The following is a 17,593-nucleotide window of genomic DNA, read 5'->3' as shown; positions in this document are numbered from 1 at the left end:
TAACCTTGTTATGAAAATGTAGATATAATGTCGCACTTTATTCAATTTTCAGGTAAAACATGCGTTTAGATAAATTTATAGCAGAAAACACGGGGCTTACTCGCTCTCAAGCCAGTAAAGCGTTACGAGCCGGGCAAGTCACAGTTAATGGTGTAGTTGAAAAAAATAGTGCAACCAAAATCAGTGAGCAAGATGAGATCTGTTTTGATGGCGAACCACTAGCTTGGGTTGATGAAGGGCAATATTTTATGCTGTATAAACCACAAAATTGTGTTTGCTCTCACGATGATGGCGACTACCCGACGGTATTCCAATTTTTTGACTATCCACTTACCACAAAATTACATTGTGCAGGGCGTTTAGATGCTGACACAACAGGCTTAGTTTTATTGACCGATGATGGACAATGGTCACACCGCATTACTTCCCCCAAACATCATTGTGAAAAAACCTACTTAGTTACCCTTGCTGATCCCGTAGAAGATTTTTATGCCACACAATTTGCCGAAGGCATTTTATTGCGTGGTGAAAAAACAGCAACAAAGCCGGCTCAACTTGAAATTTTAGATGATTACAACGTTAATCTAACTATCAGCGAGGGGCGTTACCACCAAGTCAAACGTATGTTTGCGGCTCTTGGAAACAAAGTGGTTGCATTGCACCGCTGGCGAATTGGTAATGTGGTGCTTGATGAAACTCTTGCTGAAGGGGAATTTAGAGCTTTAACTGAAGATGAAATAGCGAGTTTTTAAATGAATAAAATAACCAGACCCAACGGGTTATTTGTAGTGATTATGGGATTACTCTCAATGTTGCCACCGCTTGCAATTGATATGTATCTGCCATCTTTTCTTGATATTGCCCAAGATCTGTCAGTATCTCAAGAAAAGGTGCAAACAACTCTTGCGATTTTTACTTTCGGCTTTGCAATTGGGCAACTTTTTTGGGGGCCGATAGCCGATAGTTTCGGGCGTAAACCGATTATTTTACTTGGCTTATCTGGCGGGGCTGTTGCGTCTTTTTTCTTAACGCAAGTACTGAGTATTGAAAATTTCTATCTATTGCGTCTATTACAAGGCTTATTTGGAGCTGCACCTGCAGTGGTACTTGGGGCTTTAGTGCGAGATCTATTCGATCGCAACCAGTTTGCCCGATTAATGTCCACCATTATGATTATTACGATGATCGCACCGCTTGTAGCGCCTATTTTAGGCGGATATGTAGCGAAGTGGCTACATTGGCATGCTATTTTTTATATTTTAATGGTGATGGGGATTGTCTGCGTTTGTTTAGTAGCAACGCTTATTCCTGAAACCTTGAGTACAGAAAATCGAATGCCGTTGAGTTTTCGTCAAGTACTACAAAATTTTACGACATTGATTTCCCATAAGGCAACGCTAGGATATGTTCTTGTTGGCGGAATGTCCTTTGCAGGAATGTTTTGCTTTCTTACTTCTGGCTCGCTGGTTTATATTGGGCTTTATGGGGTTTCATCTGAATACTTTGGCTACTTTTTTATGCTAAATATCGCTGTGATGATGGTGATGACCTTTATCAACGGACGACTTGTCACCAAAATCGGCTCAGAAAAAATGTTACGCATTGGAATAAGCTTACAACTTCTAGCGGGTATTTGGCTGATTATTTCTGCGACATTGCAATTAGGTTTGTGGTCAATGGCAATTGGCGTGGCATTTTTTGTTGGAATGGTTTCGACCATTGGTAGCAATGCTTCTGCGGCTATTTTAGATCGCTATCCACAAATGGCAGGTACCGCCAATGCCGTAGCTGGTACTGCTCGCTTTGGGATTGGTTCATTAGTTGGGGCAGGATTATCCCATATTCCGCTAACCAGCGAGCGTCCGATGCTCTACACAATGGCGGCTTGTACGGTAGTTGGATTTATTGCCTATTATTTTCTCTCTTGTAGAAATCAGCAACTTCAATGACTTTTGCCTATTAATTCATAAAACAGATAATCTTTTTTTCGATTGATAAAAATCCTAATAAATCCAAAGCATTAAATCTTAAAACCATAAAAACAAGAAGATTTAGCATAATATGCTAACATATCACTTAATATGCCAACTTAAAACCTATTTCACAGAATAAAAAAATGCAATTTTCCCAAAAATAGCATTTTACTTTTGTTTTGAGTAGCGATATATTCCAAATCATTCTTTTACAAGCGGTTGGATTTGTAAGAAGTTTTAACAAGATGTAGGGACACACTACGTGTGTCCACATAACATCGGTAAACGGACACACGCAGTGTGTCCCCACGTTTATGTTCCATATTGAAATGTTGTGGTAATTTTTTATGTGATCCCCCCGCTTGTCCCCTTGCATTTGAGAGTTGGACTTATGAAAAAAACCTTATACGAAAAATTATTTGATGCTCACGTTGTTCACGAAGCTGAAGGTGAAACACCTCTAATTTATATCAATCGCCATTTGGTTCACGAAGTGACTTCACCGCAAGCCTTTGACGGTTTGCGTGCGATGGGGCGTGAAGTGCGTCAGCCAACCAAAACGGTTGCAACAATGGATCATAACGTACCTACCGATAGCCGTGACTTAGGCGGTTCTGGCGAAATGGGGCGCATCCAAATGGTTGAGCTGGCAAAAAATACCGAGCAGTTTGGCGTGACCCTTTATGACATCAACCATATTAATCAAGGTATTGTTCACGTTATGGGACCTGAGCAGGGTTTAACCCTTCCAGGTATGACCATTGTGTGTGGCGACTCTCATACGGCGACACACGGGGCATTTGGTGCATTGGCGTTTGGTATCGGTACATCAGAAGTTGAACACGTTCTTGCAACTCAAACGGTAAAACAAGCCCGTGCGAAAAAAATGAAAATTGAAGTGCGTGGCAAAGTGCGTGAAGGCATTACGGCGAAAGATATTGTGCTTGCCATTATCGGTAAAACTACGATGGCTGGCGGTACAGGACACGTTGTTGAGTTCTGTGGCGAAGCGATCCGTGATTTATCTATGGAAGGTCGTATGACCGTGTGTAATATGGCGATTGAGCTTGGTGCAAAATCAGGTTTAATTGCACCAGATGAAACCACTTTTGCTTATTTAAAAGATCGTCCGTCTGCACCAAAAGGTAAGGATTGGGACGATGCAGTCGCTTATTGGAAAACCTTGCACACGGACGAAGGAGCAGAATTTGATACTGTGGTCACTTTAGAAGCCAGTGAGATTGAGCCACAAGTGACTTGGGGAACAAACCCAGGACACGTTATCGGTATCAATGAAACGATCCCGAACCCTGCGGATATGGCAGATCCGATTGAGCGTCAATCGGCGGAAAAAGCCTTAGCTTATATGGGCTTACCGCACAGTATTAAATTGACTGATGTCGCTATCGACAAAGTGTTTATCGGTTCTTGCACCAACTCTCGTATCGAAGACTTACGTGCAGCAGCCGCCGTGGCAAAAGGACGCAAAGTCGCTGATGGTGTTCAAGCCTTAGTGGTACCAGGTTCAGGCTTAGTGCGTGAACAAGCGGAAAAAGAAGGTTTAGATAAAATCTTTATTGAAGCAGGCTTTGAGTGGCGACAACCAGGTTGCTCAATGTGTTTGGCAATGAACAATGACCGTTTAGAGCCAGGTGAACGCTGTGCTTCAACCAGTAACCGTAACTTTGAAGGCCGTCAAGGTCGTGGCGGACGTACTCACCTGGTTAGCCCTGCAATGGCGGCTGCGGCAGCTGTTCACGGCAAATTCGTCGATATTCGCAACGTAGAATTACACTAAGGAATAAGAAAATGGCAAAAGAATTTAAACAACATACTGGTTTAGCAGTTCCACTTGATGCTTCGCACGTTGATACCGATGCAATTATTCCAAAGCAATTCTTACAAAAAGTGACCCGTGTCGGCTTTGGCGCTCACTTATTCCACGAATGGCGTTTCTTAGATGATGAAGGTAAACAGCCAAATCCTGATTTCGTGCTGAATTTCCCACGTTATCAAGGGGCAAGTATTTTATTGGCTCGTGAAAACTTTGGTTGCGGATCTTCCCGTGAACACGCACCTTGGGCGTTAGATGATTACGGCATTCGAGCCATTATCGCCCCAAGTTTTGCTGATATTTTCTATGGTAACAGTTTAAACAACCAAATGTTACCAGTGCGTTTAAGCGAAGAAGAAGTTGATGAACTTTTCAAATATGTCGAAGCGAATGAAGGTGCGACCATTACAGTCGATTTAGAAGCTCAAACGGTTTCGGCAAATGGCAAAACCTACCATTTTGAAATCGACAGCTTCCGTCGTCACTGTTTATTAAATGGTTTAGACAATATCGGTTTAACCTTGCAGCACGAAGAAAAAATTGCAGATTACGAAAGTAAAATTCCTGCGTTTTTGCGTTAGTTGCAGATAAGTTTTTCTATTTAAAACATCTACAATTATTGGTGGCAGCGTTGTCTATTACACCATTTTGTGGGGCATAGTAGACAAGTTTGTCTACTATGCCTGTCTCTGCTGAGAATCAGCTTTTACGAATAATTAAATGATAAGAACACGCCGTGTTTCTACCCATTCAACACCCCAATCTCTCGCTCAATCTGTGCTAAAGTGGTTCATATAGACAATTAACAACGGAATTTTCCCTTGTTCAAATAATTTTACTTCTTCTTTCCACCAACATTTTTCTAATAAAATCGAATGATGATATAAAGTTTTTAGCTGTGATAAACTTTCAGCAACCGCTTGATTTTAGGATCTTCAAATAAATCTTTACGATAAAAAAGCATCAGAAAACTTGGATCAAAGGGAACCTAATAAATTTTTTGTTGAAATTGGCAAAAACTGTGAAGAACATTGCTTGAAAAATAGTTCGATAATGTTTCTAAAGAAAGATAATTTTCTTCTTTAATCCGCTTTATAATTTCTCGCTCTTTTTCTTCCTGGTTATAAGTGAGATAAAGTTCAAAAATGAAATTATCTTGCTGAAAGTTTGCATTCAGATTTTCATACAGGCTACTATATTTTACATCAATAATATTTGGCAGAATAATCGCAATTTTATTGCTTACGCCCCGTTTTAACTGAGCCGCCTGCATATTGCGTTGGTAGACTAATTTTTCAATCGCACGCTGTACTTTTTCAATTTTGTCTAAACTTACGCCACTCTTGCCATTTAGCACATTTAGAAACCGTACATAAAGAACCCCCTGCTTCTTTAGCAAGATCTTTTATCGTTACAATCATTGTCGTACCTTAAAACTTTACTACTCTATTTTTGCCTTACTATACAAAAATAACTATTACCATGAATCAAGCACATGAAACATGTATTTACATTATGTTAATCAGTTTTCTAGTATTATGTAGCTTTGAACCAAAGAAAGAACAGTAGGAACGCCACACTTGGTCTTCCTACTGTATAAAAAGTTTATGCATATATTACTACAGCCTGAAGATAATTTTCATCGTTTTATTCTCCCGACACTTTCAATTTTTCCAATAAAATTGAACCTGTCTGAATATTCGAACGATGTTCAATATCATCACCAACAGCAACGATATTTTTAAACATCTCTTGTAGCTGTCCTGCAATGGTAATTTCTGCAACAGGATATTGTATTTCGCCATTTTCAACCCAAAAACCTGCAGCTCCCCGTGAATACTCTCCAGTCACGCCATTAATCGCACTGCCTAACATTTCGGTGGCAAGTAAACCTGTTCCCATCTCTTTAAGTAATGCAGTTAATCCCCCTGTGCGATTAGGTTTGACTAGCCAGTTGTGAATACCGCCTGCGTGTCCTGTCGTTTGCATACCTAATTTTTTAGCACTGTATGTCGTTAAAAGATAGGTCTGTAATGCGCCATCTTTAATGATTTGGTGATCGCGAGTGTAAACGCCTTCGCTATCAAAAGGTGATGAAGCAAGTTGGCGAAGTAGATGCGGTTTTTCGTTAATTTCAAACCAAGTCGGTAAAATCTGTTCACCTAATTTGTCTTGCAAGAAACTGGCTTTGCGGTATAAAGCTCCACCACTAATTGCACCTGCGAGGTGTCCGATAAGCCCTGTGGCAATGTCGTTATAAAAAATCACAGGAACTTCACAGGTTGCCAGTTTTTGAGGGTTTAGGCGATCAACGGCTTTGACTGCAGCTTGTTGCCCAACCCATTTTGGCGAGGCAAGTTGGTCAAATTGACGAGAGATAGTGTATTCGTAATCTCGCTCTAACTGATCTTCATAGGCTGAAATGACGCTACAAGAGAGGGAATATCGGCTAGATAGGTAGCTTTGTAGCATACCGTGTGTGTTGCCATAAACTCTAATGCCTGCGTGTGAATTGAAGGTTGCCCCTTCGCTATTGACAATGCGATCATCGCTGTGTAGTGCATAATGTTCCGCTTCAATAGCCAGTTCAACCGCTTGATCAACGGTAATGTCTGCTTGATGATATAACGCCAAATCGGGGGCTTGGTATGCCATCATTTCTTTGTCAGCTAAACCTGCACAGTCGTCCTCTGAGGTATATTTTGCAATTGCAAGTGCCGATTCAACCGCTTGTTGAATAGATTTTGGTTGCAAATCGGAAGTTGAAGCATTGCCTTTTCGTTTACCGAGATAGACAGAAATACCGAGTGAGCCGTCGTTGTTAAATTCAATATTTTCTGTTTGTTCTAAGCGTGTAGAAACTGATAAGCCTGCGACTTTGGTTACACCCACTTCCGCCGTTGCACCCGCTTTTTGGGCTAAATCCAGTGCAATTTCAACGGCTTGACGTAAGGTTTGTTCTTGAGCTTGAAGTTCTTGTTTGGTAATAAATGACATAATTTTCCTTCTATAAGCGGTAGGATTAGCGAAAATTTTTGTAAAACTGTTCTCTTTTCACTTAATCTCGCCATTCTACCCTAAATTTCTGATAAACTACGCAAATTTTGTAAAAGAAAGGAATAGCAATGGCTAAAAAACAACGTAATGAGATTGATTGGACAGATGAAGAAGAGGAGATCATCTGGGTAAGTAAAAGTGAAATTAAACGTGATGCGGAACATCTTAAAAAATTAGGGGCAAGTTTGATAGAACTGAATAGTGCTAATCTTGCTAAAATGCCTATTGATGATACCTTGCGTGAAGCAATTGAGTTAGCACAACGCTTACGTTTAGAAGCTCGTCGCCGTCAAATTCAATATATCGGAAAATTGCTACGCAATGTCGATCACGAACCTATTCAGGAAGCATTGGATAAAGTTGAAAATCGCCATAATCAGCAACAAGCCCTATTGCACAAATTAGAGTTAATTCGAGATGAACTCATTGAGCAAGGCGACAGTGCAATCAATCCGCTTGTAGATGAATATCCGACATTGGATCGTCAGCATTTACGCAATTTAATCCGTGCCGTACAGAAAGAGAAGCAAGCAAATAAACCACCGAAAAATTATCGTGAAATTTTTCAATATTTAAAATCTACAATTATTGAACAAAATTAAATAAGGACAAAATTAATGCAAACGATCTTTTATACTCATATTGGTTTAGCTTACCTCAGCTTAATGCTATTACTGGTTCGCGGATTACTTTCCGCAAGAATGGTTGATTGGCGACAATATAAACTCTTAAAAATTGCACCACACGCTGTTGATAGCTTGTTATTACTGTCTGGTGTGGGCATTTTTGTCTATTTCGCCATGGATTTTCAAACGTGGATTTTAGCGAAGTTATTCTTTTTGGTGATGTATATTTATTATGCGACAAAAGCCTTCAAGAAAGAGCAACCTTTTTCTCTCAAACATTTCATTCTTGCTGTCGTCAGTTTTATGATGGTGATGATGGTAGCAACAGTTAAATAAACAATAAGGCATAGTATTACTACTATGCCTTATCTTTATAGATGAATAAAATAACTTCTGTTTCTGACTCTATTTTGCTTTTGAGCTCGCACTGAATTTCTTGGCATAATAAAATAATATCGTTTAATAAAACGTCTTTATTCAAATGAAGTTTCAAACTTTCTCCGCTATTCAACTGTAACATTCCCCTTTTTGCCGACAAAAGAGGAAGAGGGCAACGGTAAGCGGTGAGATCAAGTGAATAATTCACCATTAAACCCGACGGCGCTCTGCCATAATCTGCCCGATTGAGTTGAGTTCTTCTTGGCTTAGATGCTCTCGCCCTAATTCAAAAAGCGGTTCTTCAATCGCAATATGTTGATCGTAACCCGCTACAAAGCGTTGGATTAACTCACGGTCAATTTGCTGAATTTCGCCATTGAGTAAGGCGACTAATTGGGCGGAAAGTTCGTCCCAATTTTGATGTAATTCAATGTGTTGTGCTTCGAGCAAATCTACGTCCGTTTGCGCTTCTGGGCGTTGCTTAATCAATGCTGGGAAGAAATCTTTTTCTTCGTCATCGTGGTGTAAGGGTGCAGATTGATTGAAGTAATTTAAGATCTGCTGTACATCATTTTTGACCGCTTGATTTATCCCCTTTTTCGCTAAGTAATCTGGCAACAGTTGTAACTGACGGCAGAAACTTTTGACCTTTCCGTGGCAAGCATAAAGCATTTCAATCGGTTCGTCCCAAGTGACAAATTCTTGAGGAGTTAAAATGTACATATAGTTATCCTTTTGTGTAAGTATTACATCATCACATGTACTGGATATTATATATAGTAAATAATCCTAAATTAAGCCTCAATCATAAAAATGTGTTACTATCTGAAAAATAATGCGACCTACTGTGGTAATGATTTGGCTAAATCCTATTGAGTACGTTTGATTCCTTCCCCCTTTTTCCCTTTTCTGATATAATCCTGCCTAATTTTCGGCAGATTTTGCCGTTGTCGATTTAAGTTAATATAGGAACAACAATGTCAGAACAAAATCAACCAAATAGCTATGATTCTTCTAGCATTAAAGTATTACGTGGTCTTGATGCTGTACGTAAGCGTCCGGGTATGTATATCGGAGATACTGATGACGGCACAGGTTTACACCATATGGTTTTTGAAGTTGTGGACAATGCAATCGATGAGGCTTTAGCTGGTTACTGTAATGATATTGTCGTGACTATTCATTCGGACAATTCAGTGTCTGTGCAAGATGATGGGCGAGGTATTCCTGTGGGGATTCACCCTGAAGAAGGAGTGTCTGCGGCGGAAGTTATTATGACCGTATTACACGCAGGCGGTAAGTTTGACGATAATTCTTACAAAGTATCAGGCGGCTTGCACGGGGTTGGGGTGTCAGTGGTAAATGCCCTCTCGTCCAAACTTCAACTGACTATTCGTCGTGAAGGTCACGTTCACGAACAATTTTATAGTTTAGGAGATCCTGATGCACCTTTAGCAGTAATTGGCGAAACAGAAAAGACAGGAACAACCGTCCGTTTCTGGCCGAGTTATGATATTTTCAAAAATAAAACGGAATTTGAATATGCGATTTTATCTAAACGCTTACGTGAACTTTCATTCTTAAATTCAGGTGTATCGATTCGCTTAGTTGATGAACGTAATGATAAGGAAGAACATTTCAAATATGAGGGTGGTATCCGTGCTTATGTTGAATATTTGAATGAAGGTAAAAACGTAATTCACCCAACGCCATTTTATCTTTCAACAGAAAAAGATGATATAGGCATTGAAATTTCAATGCAATGGAATGATAGTTTTAACGAAAATGTATATTGTTTCACCAATAATATTCCACAGCGTGATGGCGGTACGCACTTAGCAGGTTTCCGTGGTGCATTAACCCGTGCCTTGAAAAACTATATGGAAACAGGGGCAAAACTAAAAAAAGAAGATGCCAAAATTGATGCGTCGGGTGATGATGCACGTGAAGGTTTAGTCGCTGTTATTTCAGTGAAAGTACCAGATCCAAAATTCTCTTCTCAAACAAAAGATAAATTAGTTTCTTCTGAAGTTAGAAATCCATTGGAAAGCTCAATGAATGAAGCACTACAGGAATATCTATTAGAAAATCCAAATGATGCTCAAAATATTGTGACTAAAATCATTGATGCAGCCCGTGCCCGTGAAGCAGCACGTAAAGCTCGTGAAATGACTCGTCGTAAAGGCGCATTGGATTTAGGGGGGTTACCAGGTAAATTAGCAGACTGCCAAGAGAAAGATCCTGCATTATCTGAACTTTACTTAGTTGAGGGAGATTCTGCAGGTGGTTCCGCAAAACAAGGGCGTGATCGTAAAAACCAAGCGATTTTACCGTTAAAAGGAAAAATCCTAAACGTAGAAAAGGCACGTTTTGACAAAATGCTTTCTTCACAAGAAGTTGCGACGTTAATTACTGCATTAGGTGCAGGTATTGGTCGTGATGAATATAACATTGAGAAATTGCGTTATCATAAAATTATTATTATGACCGATGCGGACGTCGATGGTGCACACATCCGTACCTTGCTTTTGACTTTCTTCTATCGTCAAATGCCAGAATTAATTGAACGTGGTTATGTCTATATTGCACAGCCACCACTTTATAAAGTGAAAAAAGGTAAGCAAGAGAAATATATTCAAGATAATACGGAAATGGAGCAATATGAATTAGCATTAGCCTTAGATGGTGCTTCACTTTACGTAAGTGATAAAGCACCAGCATTAAATGGCTTAGCACTTGAGAAATTAATTGCTGAATATAATGATGTTCAAAAATTGTTTGAGCGTTTAGCCCGTCGTTATCCAACTGCTTTACTGAATGAATTAATTTATCAGCCAGCCCTCACGACAGAATTTGTAAAAAATGAAACTGAAGTGACCGCTTGGAATAACAAAATTGTTGAGATCTTAACAGCTAAAGAAACTAGTGGAAGTACTTATGTTGCAGAGGTATTTTATAATGCAGAACGCCATATTTATGAACCTCAAGTAATTGTTACTACACACGGAATTAGCACAACTTACTGTTTGGATTTCAATTTTATTACAAGTAATGAATATACTCGTATTACTAAATTAGGCGAACAAGTAAGCGATCTCCTTGAACCTACAGCGTATGTACAACGTGGTGAACGCCAGCAATCAATAGAAAGTGTTGCCGAAGCCATTGATTGGTTGGTTAAAGAGTCTCGTAAAGGTTTAACCATTCAACGTTATAAAGGCTTAGGTGAAATGAACCCTGAGCAGCTTTGGGAAACAACGATGGATCCTGTAGCACGTAAGATGTTACAAGTTACTATTACTGATGCAATTGCAGCAGATAAACTCTTTACAACATTAATGGGTGATGAAGTAGAACCACGTCGTGATTTTATCGAAAATAATGCCTTATATGCAAATTTAGACATTTAATCCCCACTAAATTATTTTGTAGGGCGAATATCTATTCGCCTTATTCTTTTCTACTCAGACTGTTTATTTGAGGAAAAAAATGAAATACGAACTAAAAAAAACAAACGGCAACGCTCGTCGTGGTCGATTAACTTTTTCTCGTCCAAAGGGCGAATATCACGTTGAAACCCCTGCATTTATGCCCGTTGGGACTTACGGCACGGTTAAAGGGATGACCCCTGAAGAAGTAGCACAAACAGGTGCTCAAATTCTGCTTGGCAACACCTTCCACCTATGGTTACGCCCAGGGCAAGAGATTATGCGTCAGCACGGCGACTTACACGATTTTATGCAATGGCACGGTCCAATTCTTACGGACTCAGGCGGTTTCCAAGTCTTTAGTTTAGGCAAATTACGCAAAATCAAAGAAGAAGGCGTTTATTTCCAAAACCCAATCAGTGGCGAAAAAGTCTTTTTATCCCCAGAAAAATCTATGGAAATTCAATACGATCTCGGCTCGGATATTGTGATGATTTTCGACGAATGTACCCCATACCCAGCGACCTTTGACTATGCAAAACAGTCAATGGAAATGTCGCTACGTTGGGCAAAACGCAGTCGTGATCGCTTTGACGAACTACAAAACCCAAATGCTCTATTCGGCATTATTCAAGGGGGAGTTTATGAAGAATTGCGTAAAGTTTCCGTAGAAAAACTGGTTGAAATCGGCTTTGACGGCTATGCGGTGGGCGGTTTAGCCGTTGGCGAACCGAAAGAAGATATGCACCGCATTTTAGAATATGTTTGCCCACAAATCCCTGCGGATAAACCACGCTACTTAATGGGCGTAGGCAAACCTGAAGATCTGGTGGAAGGTGTTCGCCGTGGGATCGATATGTTCGACTGTGTAATGCCAACTCGCAACGCTCGCAACGGACACTTATTCGTCACCAACGGTATTGTCAAAATCCGCAATGCGAAATATCGCAATGACATCTCACCGCTTGATCCTGAATGTGATTGCTACACCTGTAAAAACTACACCAAAGCCTACCTATATCACCTTGATAAATGCGGTGAAATTTTAGGGGCAAGATTAAACACCATTCACAATTTACGTTATTACCAACGTTTAATGGCAGAAATCCGCCAAGCGATTGATGAAGCTCGCTTTGATGATTTTGTTGTCGAATTTTATCAACGTATCGGCAAGGAAGTTCCACCGTTACAATTAGCCAAAGAGGGTGAAAATGCTTAATTAATTTGACAAACACAATAGTAAATTGCTGTTTAAACTTGCAGAGTTCCGTTGTAAATTTTCTTGATCAAAGTAAACATTGACTATAGATTTTCTCAAATTATCACAAGGAGATATAAATGAGAAAGCTCACATATCTAACTTCACTTGCTATTTTTACAAGTGCTTTACTTGGTTGCAGTTGTAGTTGTGAAAAAACGCAAAAACCACAGGAAGAGAAAAAGGATGATCAAGCGTTGTTTGAGGAAACGCTAAACCCTACGCCCCCTTTACCAACAAGTCTGTTAAAACTGCCTGGCCCACCAACGGTCAATTTGTTAGCAACCAGTCCATCAAATACTGCCGAATTTAACGACTTTATCAGTATTATGGGACAAAATGGGGCGGTGATTACGATGTGGTCTGTTGATCGTCGTAGCTGGCTTTGGATGTATCCGCCGCTTAATTCTCAAGATTTTGGCAAATTGCGTAATTGGCGAATTGAGCGGAGCTTCCGTCAAGAACATTTTCGTTTTACTAATCAGCAGATGGGATCTTGTATGCAGGCTTATGGAAATGGTGTGATTCAAGATAGCTGTGATCCAAATAATTTAGATCAAGATTTTGAGTTACTGCCAACCTCGACAGGATCGGTGTTCATTAAAAGTGTTTCCCAGCAGCGTTGCTTAACTTACAATGCGGTGAGTACCACTGGCTATTTTACGCTGACTTTGGATCGTTGTGATGATAAACGTATTACACCGTTACACGATCAAACGTTCTATCTCACACCACCATTACTTAGTGCTAATCCATTATAGGAGGAAAAATGACGTTATTTAATCGAGCTATAGCATTAGTATGTTGTTTACTTCCTCAAATTGTCTTGGCAAATTTGGAAAACTATACGGTTGCAACGTGGAACTTGCAAGGTTCTTCTGCGATTAATGAAAGTAAATGGAACATCAATGTTCGTCAGCTTTTGACGGGGCCTCAAGCGGCAGGTATTTTAATGGTTCAAGAAGCAGGCTCATTGCCATCTACCGCCGTTCATACACGCCGAATGGTTCAGCCCGAGGGGGTTGGTTTTCCAATTGATGAATATGTGTGGAACTTAGGGACAAGAAGTCGTCCAAATAATGTTTATATCTATTACTCTCGCTTAGATGTCGGGGCAAATCGAGTTAATCTTGCGATTATTGCTCGTCGTATGGCAAGCGAAGTATATGTGATTAACTCTGGTTCTAGTGTATTAACCTCTCGTCCAGCCATAGGCATTCGTATTGATAATGATGCTTTCTTTAGTATTCACGCTCTATCTTCAGGCGGTGCTGATTCATTAAGTTTGATTCAAAATATTCATACGTTCTTTAATACTGAGGAAAGACGACATATCAATTGGATGGCAGTAGGTGATTTCAATCGTTCTCCAGGCAGAATGCAAGAAGCATTAAACACAGAACCAGGATTAAGCAATGCCACATTAATTGTTGCACCAACGGAACCTACCCATCGTTCTGGCAATGTATTGGATTATGCAGTGTTACACAATGCGAATCAAACCACACAAAATACAACGGTCAGTGCCAGCATTATGTTTAATCAGATGAGATCGCAGATTACCTCTGATCATTTCCCAGTCAGCTTTGTGAAAAAACGTTAAGGGGGAACTATGTTAAAGCGTTTTACTTTATTGATGACATTAGGACTATGCCAGTTTTCCCTTGCAGAAACACCACCGATGCCACCTGCACCTACGCCAACACCATCAACTTATCCTGATGTTGTTGAAATAAAGCCCCCTATTATCTCTTTACGCAGTTTAAATACGGGGGAGCCAGTATCTAATCGGAGCTACGCTCGGAATGATCCAAGAGAGGTGCAGTGGAGACTTGTCGATGCTATTGTTAAAAATCGTCGGTTCGTACAATTTAAAGTAGTTGATAAAGAAGAGCGTTGCTTGGTTGGAGATGGTGGTACTTTGCCTTGTGGACAAACAGACACTTTATTTAGATTAGTCCCAACAGATACAGGAGCATTTATTCTGACAGAACCCAACACAGGAAAATGTTTAACCAGCGAGAATTATGGCAGTTATGGTTTTCAAAACTGCTTGCGAACTTCTTCAGCAGAACCTAGCAATATTCCGTTAAAACATCTTTGGATTATTGCTCCGCCTTTTGGACCTAGTAGGTTATTATAACATTACAATTTTTAGGGGCTAAATTGATTAGCCCTTCCATTCCAAATGATGTAAGATGTTGTTTATACAAGATTTTTTTAAATAAAAGGCATAGTTTTCACGAAATTAGCAACCATTTTGTCTACTATGCCAAATAAAAAGGGTTGCTAATGTTTAAAGAAAACAAACATTAGCAACAAACTTGTCTACTATGCCTTTGTAAAATTAGTCCATCAACATTTTAAATTTACTGCCCCTATTCTTTGATGTACAAGTACATTATTTAGATGTAGATACCTTCACTACTTTTATATGAAATAACGAATTAGGTGATAATTTATAAATATAAAAATTATCATTATTTGCATGTATCTCATTAGCTAAAATAAAAGTATCGCTATATTTTGCCAATATATAATAGGTTTTATGATCAATATCTATTATATCAAAAGTATTTTTAAAATTAGGACGAATATAACCCGTTATAAAAGCAAACATTACAAAACAGCAATATGTACAGATAATTATATACACCTGATTTTTATATAAAAATTGCATAGTTGCTTTAACAGAAATACTTGGAATATTATGATTTATATAGTTCTTAAATATTAAAGTAAATAATAATATCAATAATAAATAACCTAATCCGACATAAGTGTTACATCTTCCTATTGAAGCAATATAGCCAAATAGAAGAGGACTTAGCCCTATGCAAATCAAAATATATGCTCGTAAAAATTGAATATACGGTTCTGGCATATATTTCTTAGCTTTTATTAGAATATATAATCCAATTAAATAAGTAAGAAATAAAATAGCCGTATTCCAAAGCACATATCCTAAACTTCTAGCAACATTACTAATTCCCACATCAACATACCACCAAGGGAAACCATAAAAGTATGACTGCCCCCAACCATAGGCATAAGCAACCGACCACCCAGTTACCCCCCAAAAAGCCATTGAAATAGAAGAAGAAATAAATTTATTCGCAATTTTCAACATAATATACCTACAACTTATGCGGCAACTTTTGCCAAGTCACTTCATTTCTCAAATAAACAGGTTCAATATCAAACGCCGACTGTACTTTTCCTTGTACAACCTTCTCAATTGCCAAAGATAACATATATTTTGCTGATGGTAAGGTAATCTCCGTTACTTTGACAGCGAGGTTAGCCTGCTCAAATTGTGGATAGGCTGCCCAGCCCGTTCCTACAACCACAGTATTTTCAATGAGTTGCATTTGGGCAATTGCTTTTTCTGGTGAACAGACCTGTTCTGCAACCTGAGTTTGCCAACCCTGCTCTGTTCGTTCAAATTGTGCAAAATAGACTTCATTCATTCGAGCATCTATTAATGCAATCACACTGTTGGCATTCAAGGTTTGATAAGCCTCTTCCGCCATTGTTAGTAAGTTAGACACAGGCACAACAGGCAACTCAGCACCAAGAGCTAACCCCTGAGCAATCCCAACACCAACACGCACCCCAGTAAAACTCCCTGGACCTCTTCCGAAAGCAAGTGCTTCAATTTGTTGCACAGAAATCCCCGCTTGTGTAAGCAATTCATCTACCATCGGCAAAATGCGTTGAGTATGGGTTCTTGGACTTAATTCATTAATAAATGTGATTTTACCTTGATGTAACAAAGCCACTGAACAGGCTTCAGTGGCAGTATCTAGTGCTAAAATAGTTTTGTTCATAATGTCATATAAAGAAAATAATGTTGAACTCGCTTGAAAAACGCGAGACTACATAATACCAATTATTTGCCTAATTGACGGCGTTTTGCTACCGCATCAGCAAGTTGGAATAGCACTTTTTCACTGTCCTCCCAGCCAATACAGCCATCGGTAATGCTCTGTCCGTAAACCAATTCTTTACCTTCAACTAAATCTTGGCGACCTTCAACAAGGTGACTTTCGATCATTACCCCTGAAATAAGGTGTGAGCCGTTCGCAATTTGTTGTGCCACATCATTGCATACATCTAATTGACGTTTGAACTGTTTTTGGCTATTTGCGTGGCTGAAATCAATCATAACGTGCGGACGACGACCAGATTTTTCGATATCCACACACACTTTTGCAACAGAGTCCGCATCATAATTTGTGCCATTATCACCGCCACGCAAAATAATGTGACAATCTGGATTACCCGCCGTTGAAACAATCGCGGAATGCCCGAACTTAGTTACGGATAAAAAGTGGTGAGGGGCTTCTGCTGCGCCAATCGCATCTAAGGCAATCTTCACGCCACCATTTGTTCCATTTTTAAAGCCTACAGCACAAGATAAGCCAGATGCAAGTTCACGGTGAACTTGTGATTCGGTTGTTCTTGCACCAATCGCTCCCCAGCTCATAAAGTCTGCAACATATTGCGGGGTGATCATATCTAAAAATTCCCCTGCAGCTGGTACGGTTAAATCATTAATATCCGATAACACTTTGCGAGCAATACGCAATCCGTCGTTTAGTGCAAAAGTTTCGTTTAGGTAAGGATCGTTAATAAGCCCTTTCCAACCCACAGTGGTGCGTGGTTTTTCAAAATAGACGCGCATAATTACTTCAAGATGTTGATTAATATACGGATTTGCACGCATTTCTTGAATTTTTTTCGCATATGCTAATGCGGCTTTCGGGTCGTGAATAGAACAAGGCCCGATCACCACTAACAAGCGGTCATCTGCTCCGTGTAAAATACGATGAACTGCTTCACGAGCGGTCGCGACTGTTTCCGCTGCAACATCACTTGCGGGAAAACGCTCTAATAGTGCCACTGGTGGTAACAGTTCTTCAATATGGTTAATACGAACATCATCATTTTTATACATTGTGTTGCCCACTTTATTGCTCATTGCTATAAATCCTTATGTTATATAATTGTTATTCTTTCTAAAGTAAAAGAATGCC

Annotated in this window: 18 protein-coding genes; 11 read left to right on the top strand and 7 right to left on the bottom strand. The window is 39.5% G+C overall.

Features of this window, described 5'->3' with window-relative positions:
* The first annotated feature begins 59 nt into the window (after nucleotides 1–59).
* The 4 genes from rsuA to leuD all read left to right on the top strand — a co-directional run bounded on the left by rsuA (nucleotide 60) and on the right by leuD (nucleotide 4,388).
* A complete protein-coding gene (rsuA, locus tag J1G47_RS05770) occupies nucleotides 60–752 on the top strand; it encodes a 16S rRNA pseudouridine(516) synthase RsuA (RefSeq protein ID WP_112062961.1) in 693 nt (230 codons plus the stop codon).
* Nucleotides 753–1,949 (top strand): Bcr/CflA family multidrug efflux MFS transporter, encoded by a 1,197-nt coding sequence (locus J1G47_RS05765; protein ID WP_012621678.1) that lies wholly within the window; start codon nucleotides 753–755, stop codon nucleotides 1,947–1,949.
* Nucleotides 1,950–2,364: 415 nt separating this feature from the next.
* The gene (gene leuC / locus J1G47_RS05760) at nucleotides 2,365–3,771 is read left to right on the top strand and encodes a 3-isopropylmalate dehydratase large subunit (RefSeq protein ID WP_005713660.1); all 1,407 of its coding nucleotides are present in this window, start codon (nucleotides 2,365–2,367) and stop codon (nucleotides 3,769–3,771) included.
* Nucleotides 3,772–3,782: 11 nt separating this feature from the next.
* Nucleotides 3,783–4,388, top strand: a complete 606-nt coding sequence (leuD, locus tag J1G47_RS05755; RefSeq protein ID WP_005713658.1) for a 3-isopropylmalate dehydratase small subunit — start codon at nucleotides 3,783–3,785, stop codon at nucleotides 4,386–4,388.
* Nucleotides 4,389–4,795: 407 nt separating this feature from the next.
* Here the strand turns inward: leuD and J1G47_RS05750 are convergent, their stop codons facing one another.
* Together J1G47_RS05750 and pmbA are read right to left on the bottom strand one after the other, a co-directional pair.
* Nucleotides 4,796–5,164 carry a LacI family DNA-binding transcriptional regulator gene (locus J1G47_RS05750; RefSeq protein ID WP_075592355.1) on the bottom strand — a complete coding sequence of 123 codons (369 nt, stop codon included), beginning with the start codon at nucleotides 5,162–5,164 and terminating at the stop codon, nucleotides 4,796–4,798.
* Nucleotides 5,165–5,454: 290 nt separating this feature from the next.
* Nucleotides 5,455–6,804: a metalloprotease PmbA gene (pmbA, locus tag J1G47_RS05745; RefSeq protein ID WP_207326838.1), complete on the bottom strand. Its 1,350-nt coding sequence runs from the start codon at nucleotides 6,802–6,804 to the stop codon at nucleotides 5,455–5,457.
* Between the two features lie 128 nt (nucleotides 6,805–6,932).
* Here pmbA and yjgA point away from each other — a divergent pair, with 128 nt between their 5' ends.
* Nucleotides 6,933–7,466 (top strand): ribosome biogenesis factor YjgA, encoded by a 534-nt coding sequence (gene yjgA, locus J1G47_RS05740; RefSeq protein WP_010786815.1) that lies wholly within the window; start codon nucleotides 6,933–6,935, stop codon nucleotides 7,464–7,466.
* Nucleotides 7,467–7,481: 15 nt separating this feature from the next.
* Nucleotides 7,482–7,826, top strand: coding sequence for a SirB2 family protein (locus tag J1G47_RS05735; RefSeq protein ID WP_010786816.1), 345 nt, complete (start codon nucleotides 7,482–7,484; stop codon nucleotides 7,824–7,826).
* Nucleotides 7,827–7,848: 22 nt separating this feature from the next.
* Here J1G47_RS05735 and J1G47_RS05730 read toward each other — a convergent pair whose 3' ends face one another.
* Together J1G47_RS05730 and J1G47_RS05725 are read right to left on the bottom strand one after the other, a co-directional pair.
* Nucleotides 7,849–8,010: a hypothetical protein gene (locus J1G47_RS05730; RefSeq protein WP_234885393.1), complete on the bottom strand. Its 162-nt coding sequence runs from the start codon at nucleotides 8,008–8,010 to the stop codon at nucleotides 7,849–7,851.
* A gap of 68 nt (nucleotides 8,011–8,078) precedes the next feature.
* Nucleotides 8,079–8,591 carry a hemerythrin domain-containing protein gene (locus tag J1G47_RS05725; RefSeq protein WP_207326837.1) on the bottom strand — a complete coding sequence of 171 codons (513 nt, stop codon included), beginning with the start codon at nucleotides 8,589–8,591 and terminating at the stop codon, nucleotides 8,079–8,081.
* Between the two features lie 254 nt (nucleotides 8,592–8,845).
* Here J1G47_RS05725 and gyrB point away from each other — a divergent pair, with 254 nt between their 5' ends.
* From gyrB to J1G47_RS05700, 5 genes are all read left to right on the top strand, one after another.
* Nucleotides 8,846–11,278 (top strand): DNA topoisomerase (ATP-hydrolyzing) subunit B, encoded by a 2,433-nt coding sequence (gene gyrB, locus J1G47_RS05720; RefSeq protein WP_005713646.1) that lies wholly within the window; start codon nucleotides 8,846–8,848, stop codon nucleotides 11,276–11,278.
* A gap of 79 nt (nucleotides 11,279–11,357) precedes the next feature.
* A complete protein-coding gene (tgt, locus tag J1G47_RS05715) occupies nucleotides 11,358–12,515 on the top strand; it encodes a tRNA guanosine(34) transglycosylase Tgt (RefSeq protein ID WP_010786820.1) in 1,158 nt (385 codons plus the stop codon).
* Nucleotides 12,516–12,634: 119 nt separating this feature from the next.
* Entirely contained in the window at nucleotides 12,635–13,315 is a 681-nt protein-coding gene (locus J1G47_RS05710) for a cytolethal distending toxin subunit A/C (protein WP_005714937.1), read from the top strand.
* Nucleotides 13,316–13,323: 8 nt separating this feature from the next.
* Nucleotides 13,324–14,157 (top strand): cytolethal distending toxin subunit B family protein, encoded by an 834-nt coding sequence (locus tag J1G47_RS05705; RefSeq protein WP_016528031.1) that lies wholly within the window; start codon nucleotides 13,324–13,326, stop codon nucleotides 14,155–14,157.
* Nucleotides 14,158–14,166: 9 nt separating this feature from the next.
* A complete protein-coding gene (locus J1G47_RS05700) occupies nucleotides 14,167–14,697 on the top strand; it encodes an RICIN domain-containing protein (protein WP_021113912.1) in 531 nt (176 codons plus the stop codon).
* Nucleotides 14,698–14,955: 258 nt separating this feature from the next.
* On the opposite strand, the gene J1G47_RS05695 is transcribed toward J1G47_RS05700, so the two are convergent.
* From J1G47_RS05695 to aroG, 3 genes are all read right to left on the bottom strand, one after another.
* Nucleotides 14,956–15,684 carry a hypothetical protein gene (locus J1G47_RS05695; protein ID WP_044009012.1) on the bottom strand — a complete coding sequence of 243 codons (729 nt, stop codon included), beginning with the start codon at nucleotides 15,682–15,684 and terminating at the stop codon, nucleotides 14,956–14,958.
* Between the two features lie 7 nt (nucleotides 15,685–15,691).
* Nucleotides 15,692–16,384, bottom strand: a complete 693-nt coding sequence (tsaB, locus tag J1G47_RS05690; RefSeq protein WP_075593055.1) for a tRNA (adenosine(37)-N6)-threonylcarbamoyltransferase complex dimerization subunit type 1 TsaB — start codon at nucleotides 16,382–16,384, stop codon at nucleotides 15,692–15,694.
* A 62-nt stretch (nucleotides 16,385–16,446) separates the two neighbouring features.
* Nucleotides 16,447–17,538, bottom strand: coding sequence for a 3-deoxy-7-phosphoheptulonate synthase AroG (gene aroG / locus J1G47_RS05685; RefSeq protein ID WP_404856750.1), 1,092 nt, complete (start codon nucleotides 17,536–17,538; stop codon nucleotides 16,447–16,449).
* Nucleotides 17,539–17,593: the final 55 nt, after the last annotated feature.

It is taken from the genome of Glaesserella parasuis, from assembly GCF_017352235.1.
Classification (GTDB): Bacteria; Pseudomonadota; Gammaproteobacteria; order Enterobacterales; family Pasteurellaceae; genus Glaesserella; species Glaesserella parasuis.
The sequence above is the reverse complement of the archived record's forward strand: the minus strand, read 5'-3'. Positions and strand labels throughout refer to the sequence as shown.

Bases quoted from the DNA above. Each gene is read 5' to 3' on its own strand.
- rsuA (WP_112062961.1), top strand. From the start codon at position 60: ATGCGTTTAGATAAATTTATAGCAGAAAACACGGGGCTTACTCGCTCT.
- J1G47_RS05765 (WP_012621678.1), top strand. From the start codon at position 753: ATGAATAAAATAACCAGACCCAACGGGTTATTTGTAGTGATTATGGGA.
- leuC (WP_005713660.1), top strand. From the start codon at position 2,365: ATGAAAAAAACCTTATACGAAAAATTATTTGATGCTCACGTTGTTCAC.
- leuD (WP_005713658.1), top strand. From the start codon at position 3,783: ATGGCAAAAGAATTTAAACAACATACTGGTTTAGCAGTTCCACTTGAT.
- pmbA (WP_207326838.1), bottom strand. From the start codon at position 6,804: ATGTCATTTATTACCAAACAAGAACTTCAAGCTCAAGAACAAACCTTA.
- yjgA (WP_010786815.1), top strand. From the start codon at position 6,933: ATGGCTAAAAAACAACGTAATGAGATTGATTGGACAGATGAAGAAGAG.
- J1G47_RS05735 (WP_010786816.1), top strand. From the start codon at position 7,482: ATGCAAACGATCTTTTATACTCATATTGGTTTAGCTTACCTCAGCTTA.
- J1G47_RS05730 (WP_234885393.1), bottom strand. From the start codon at position 8,010: ATGTTACAGTTGAATAGCGGAGAAAGTTTGAAACTTCATTTGAATAAA.
- J1G47_RS05725 (WP_207326837.1), bottom strand. From the start codon at position 8,591: ATGTACATTTTAACTCCTCAAGAATTTGTCACTTGGGACGAACCGATT.
- gyrB (WP_005713646.1), top strand. From the start codon at position 8,846: ATGTCAGAACAAAATCAACCAAATAGCTATGATTCTTCTAGCATTAAA.
- tgt (WP_010786820.1), top strand. From the start codon at position 11,358: ATGAAATACGAACTAAAAAAAACAAACGGCAACGCTCGTCGTGGTCGA.
- J1G47_RS05710 (WP_005714937.1), top strand. From the start codon at position 12,635: ATGAGAAAGCTCACATATCTAACTTCACTTGCTATTTTTACAAGTGCT.
- J1G47_RS05705 (WP_016528031.1), top strand. From the start codon at position 13,324: ATGACGTTATTTAATCGAGCTATAGCATTAGTATGTTGTTTACTTCCT.
- J1G47_RS05700 (WP_021113912.1), top strand. From the start codon at position 14,167: ATGTTAAAGCGTTTTACTTTATTGATGACATTAGGACTATGCCAGTTT.
- J1G47_RS05695 (WP_044009012.1), bottom strand. From the start codon at position 15,684: ATGTTGAAAATTGCGAATAAATTTATTTCTTCTTCTATTTCAATGGCT.
- tsaB (WP_075593055.1), bottom strand. From the start codon at position 16,384: ATGAACAAAACTATTTTAGCACTAGATACTGCCACTGAAGCCTGTTCA.
- aroG (WP_404856750.1), bottom strand. From the start codon at position 17,538: ATGAGCAATAAAGTGGGCAACACAATGTATAAAAATGATGATGTTCGT.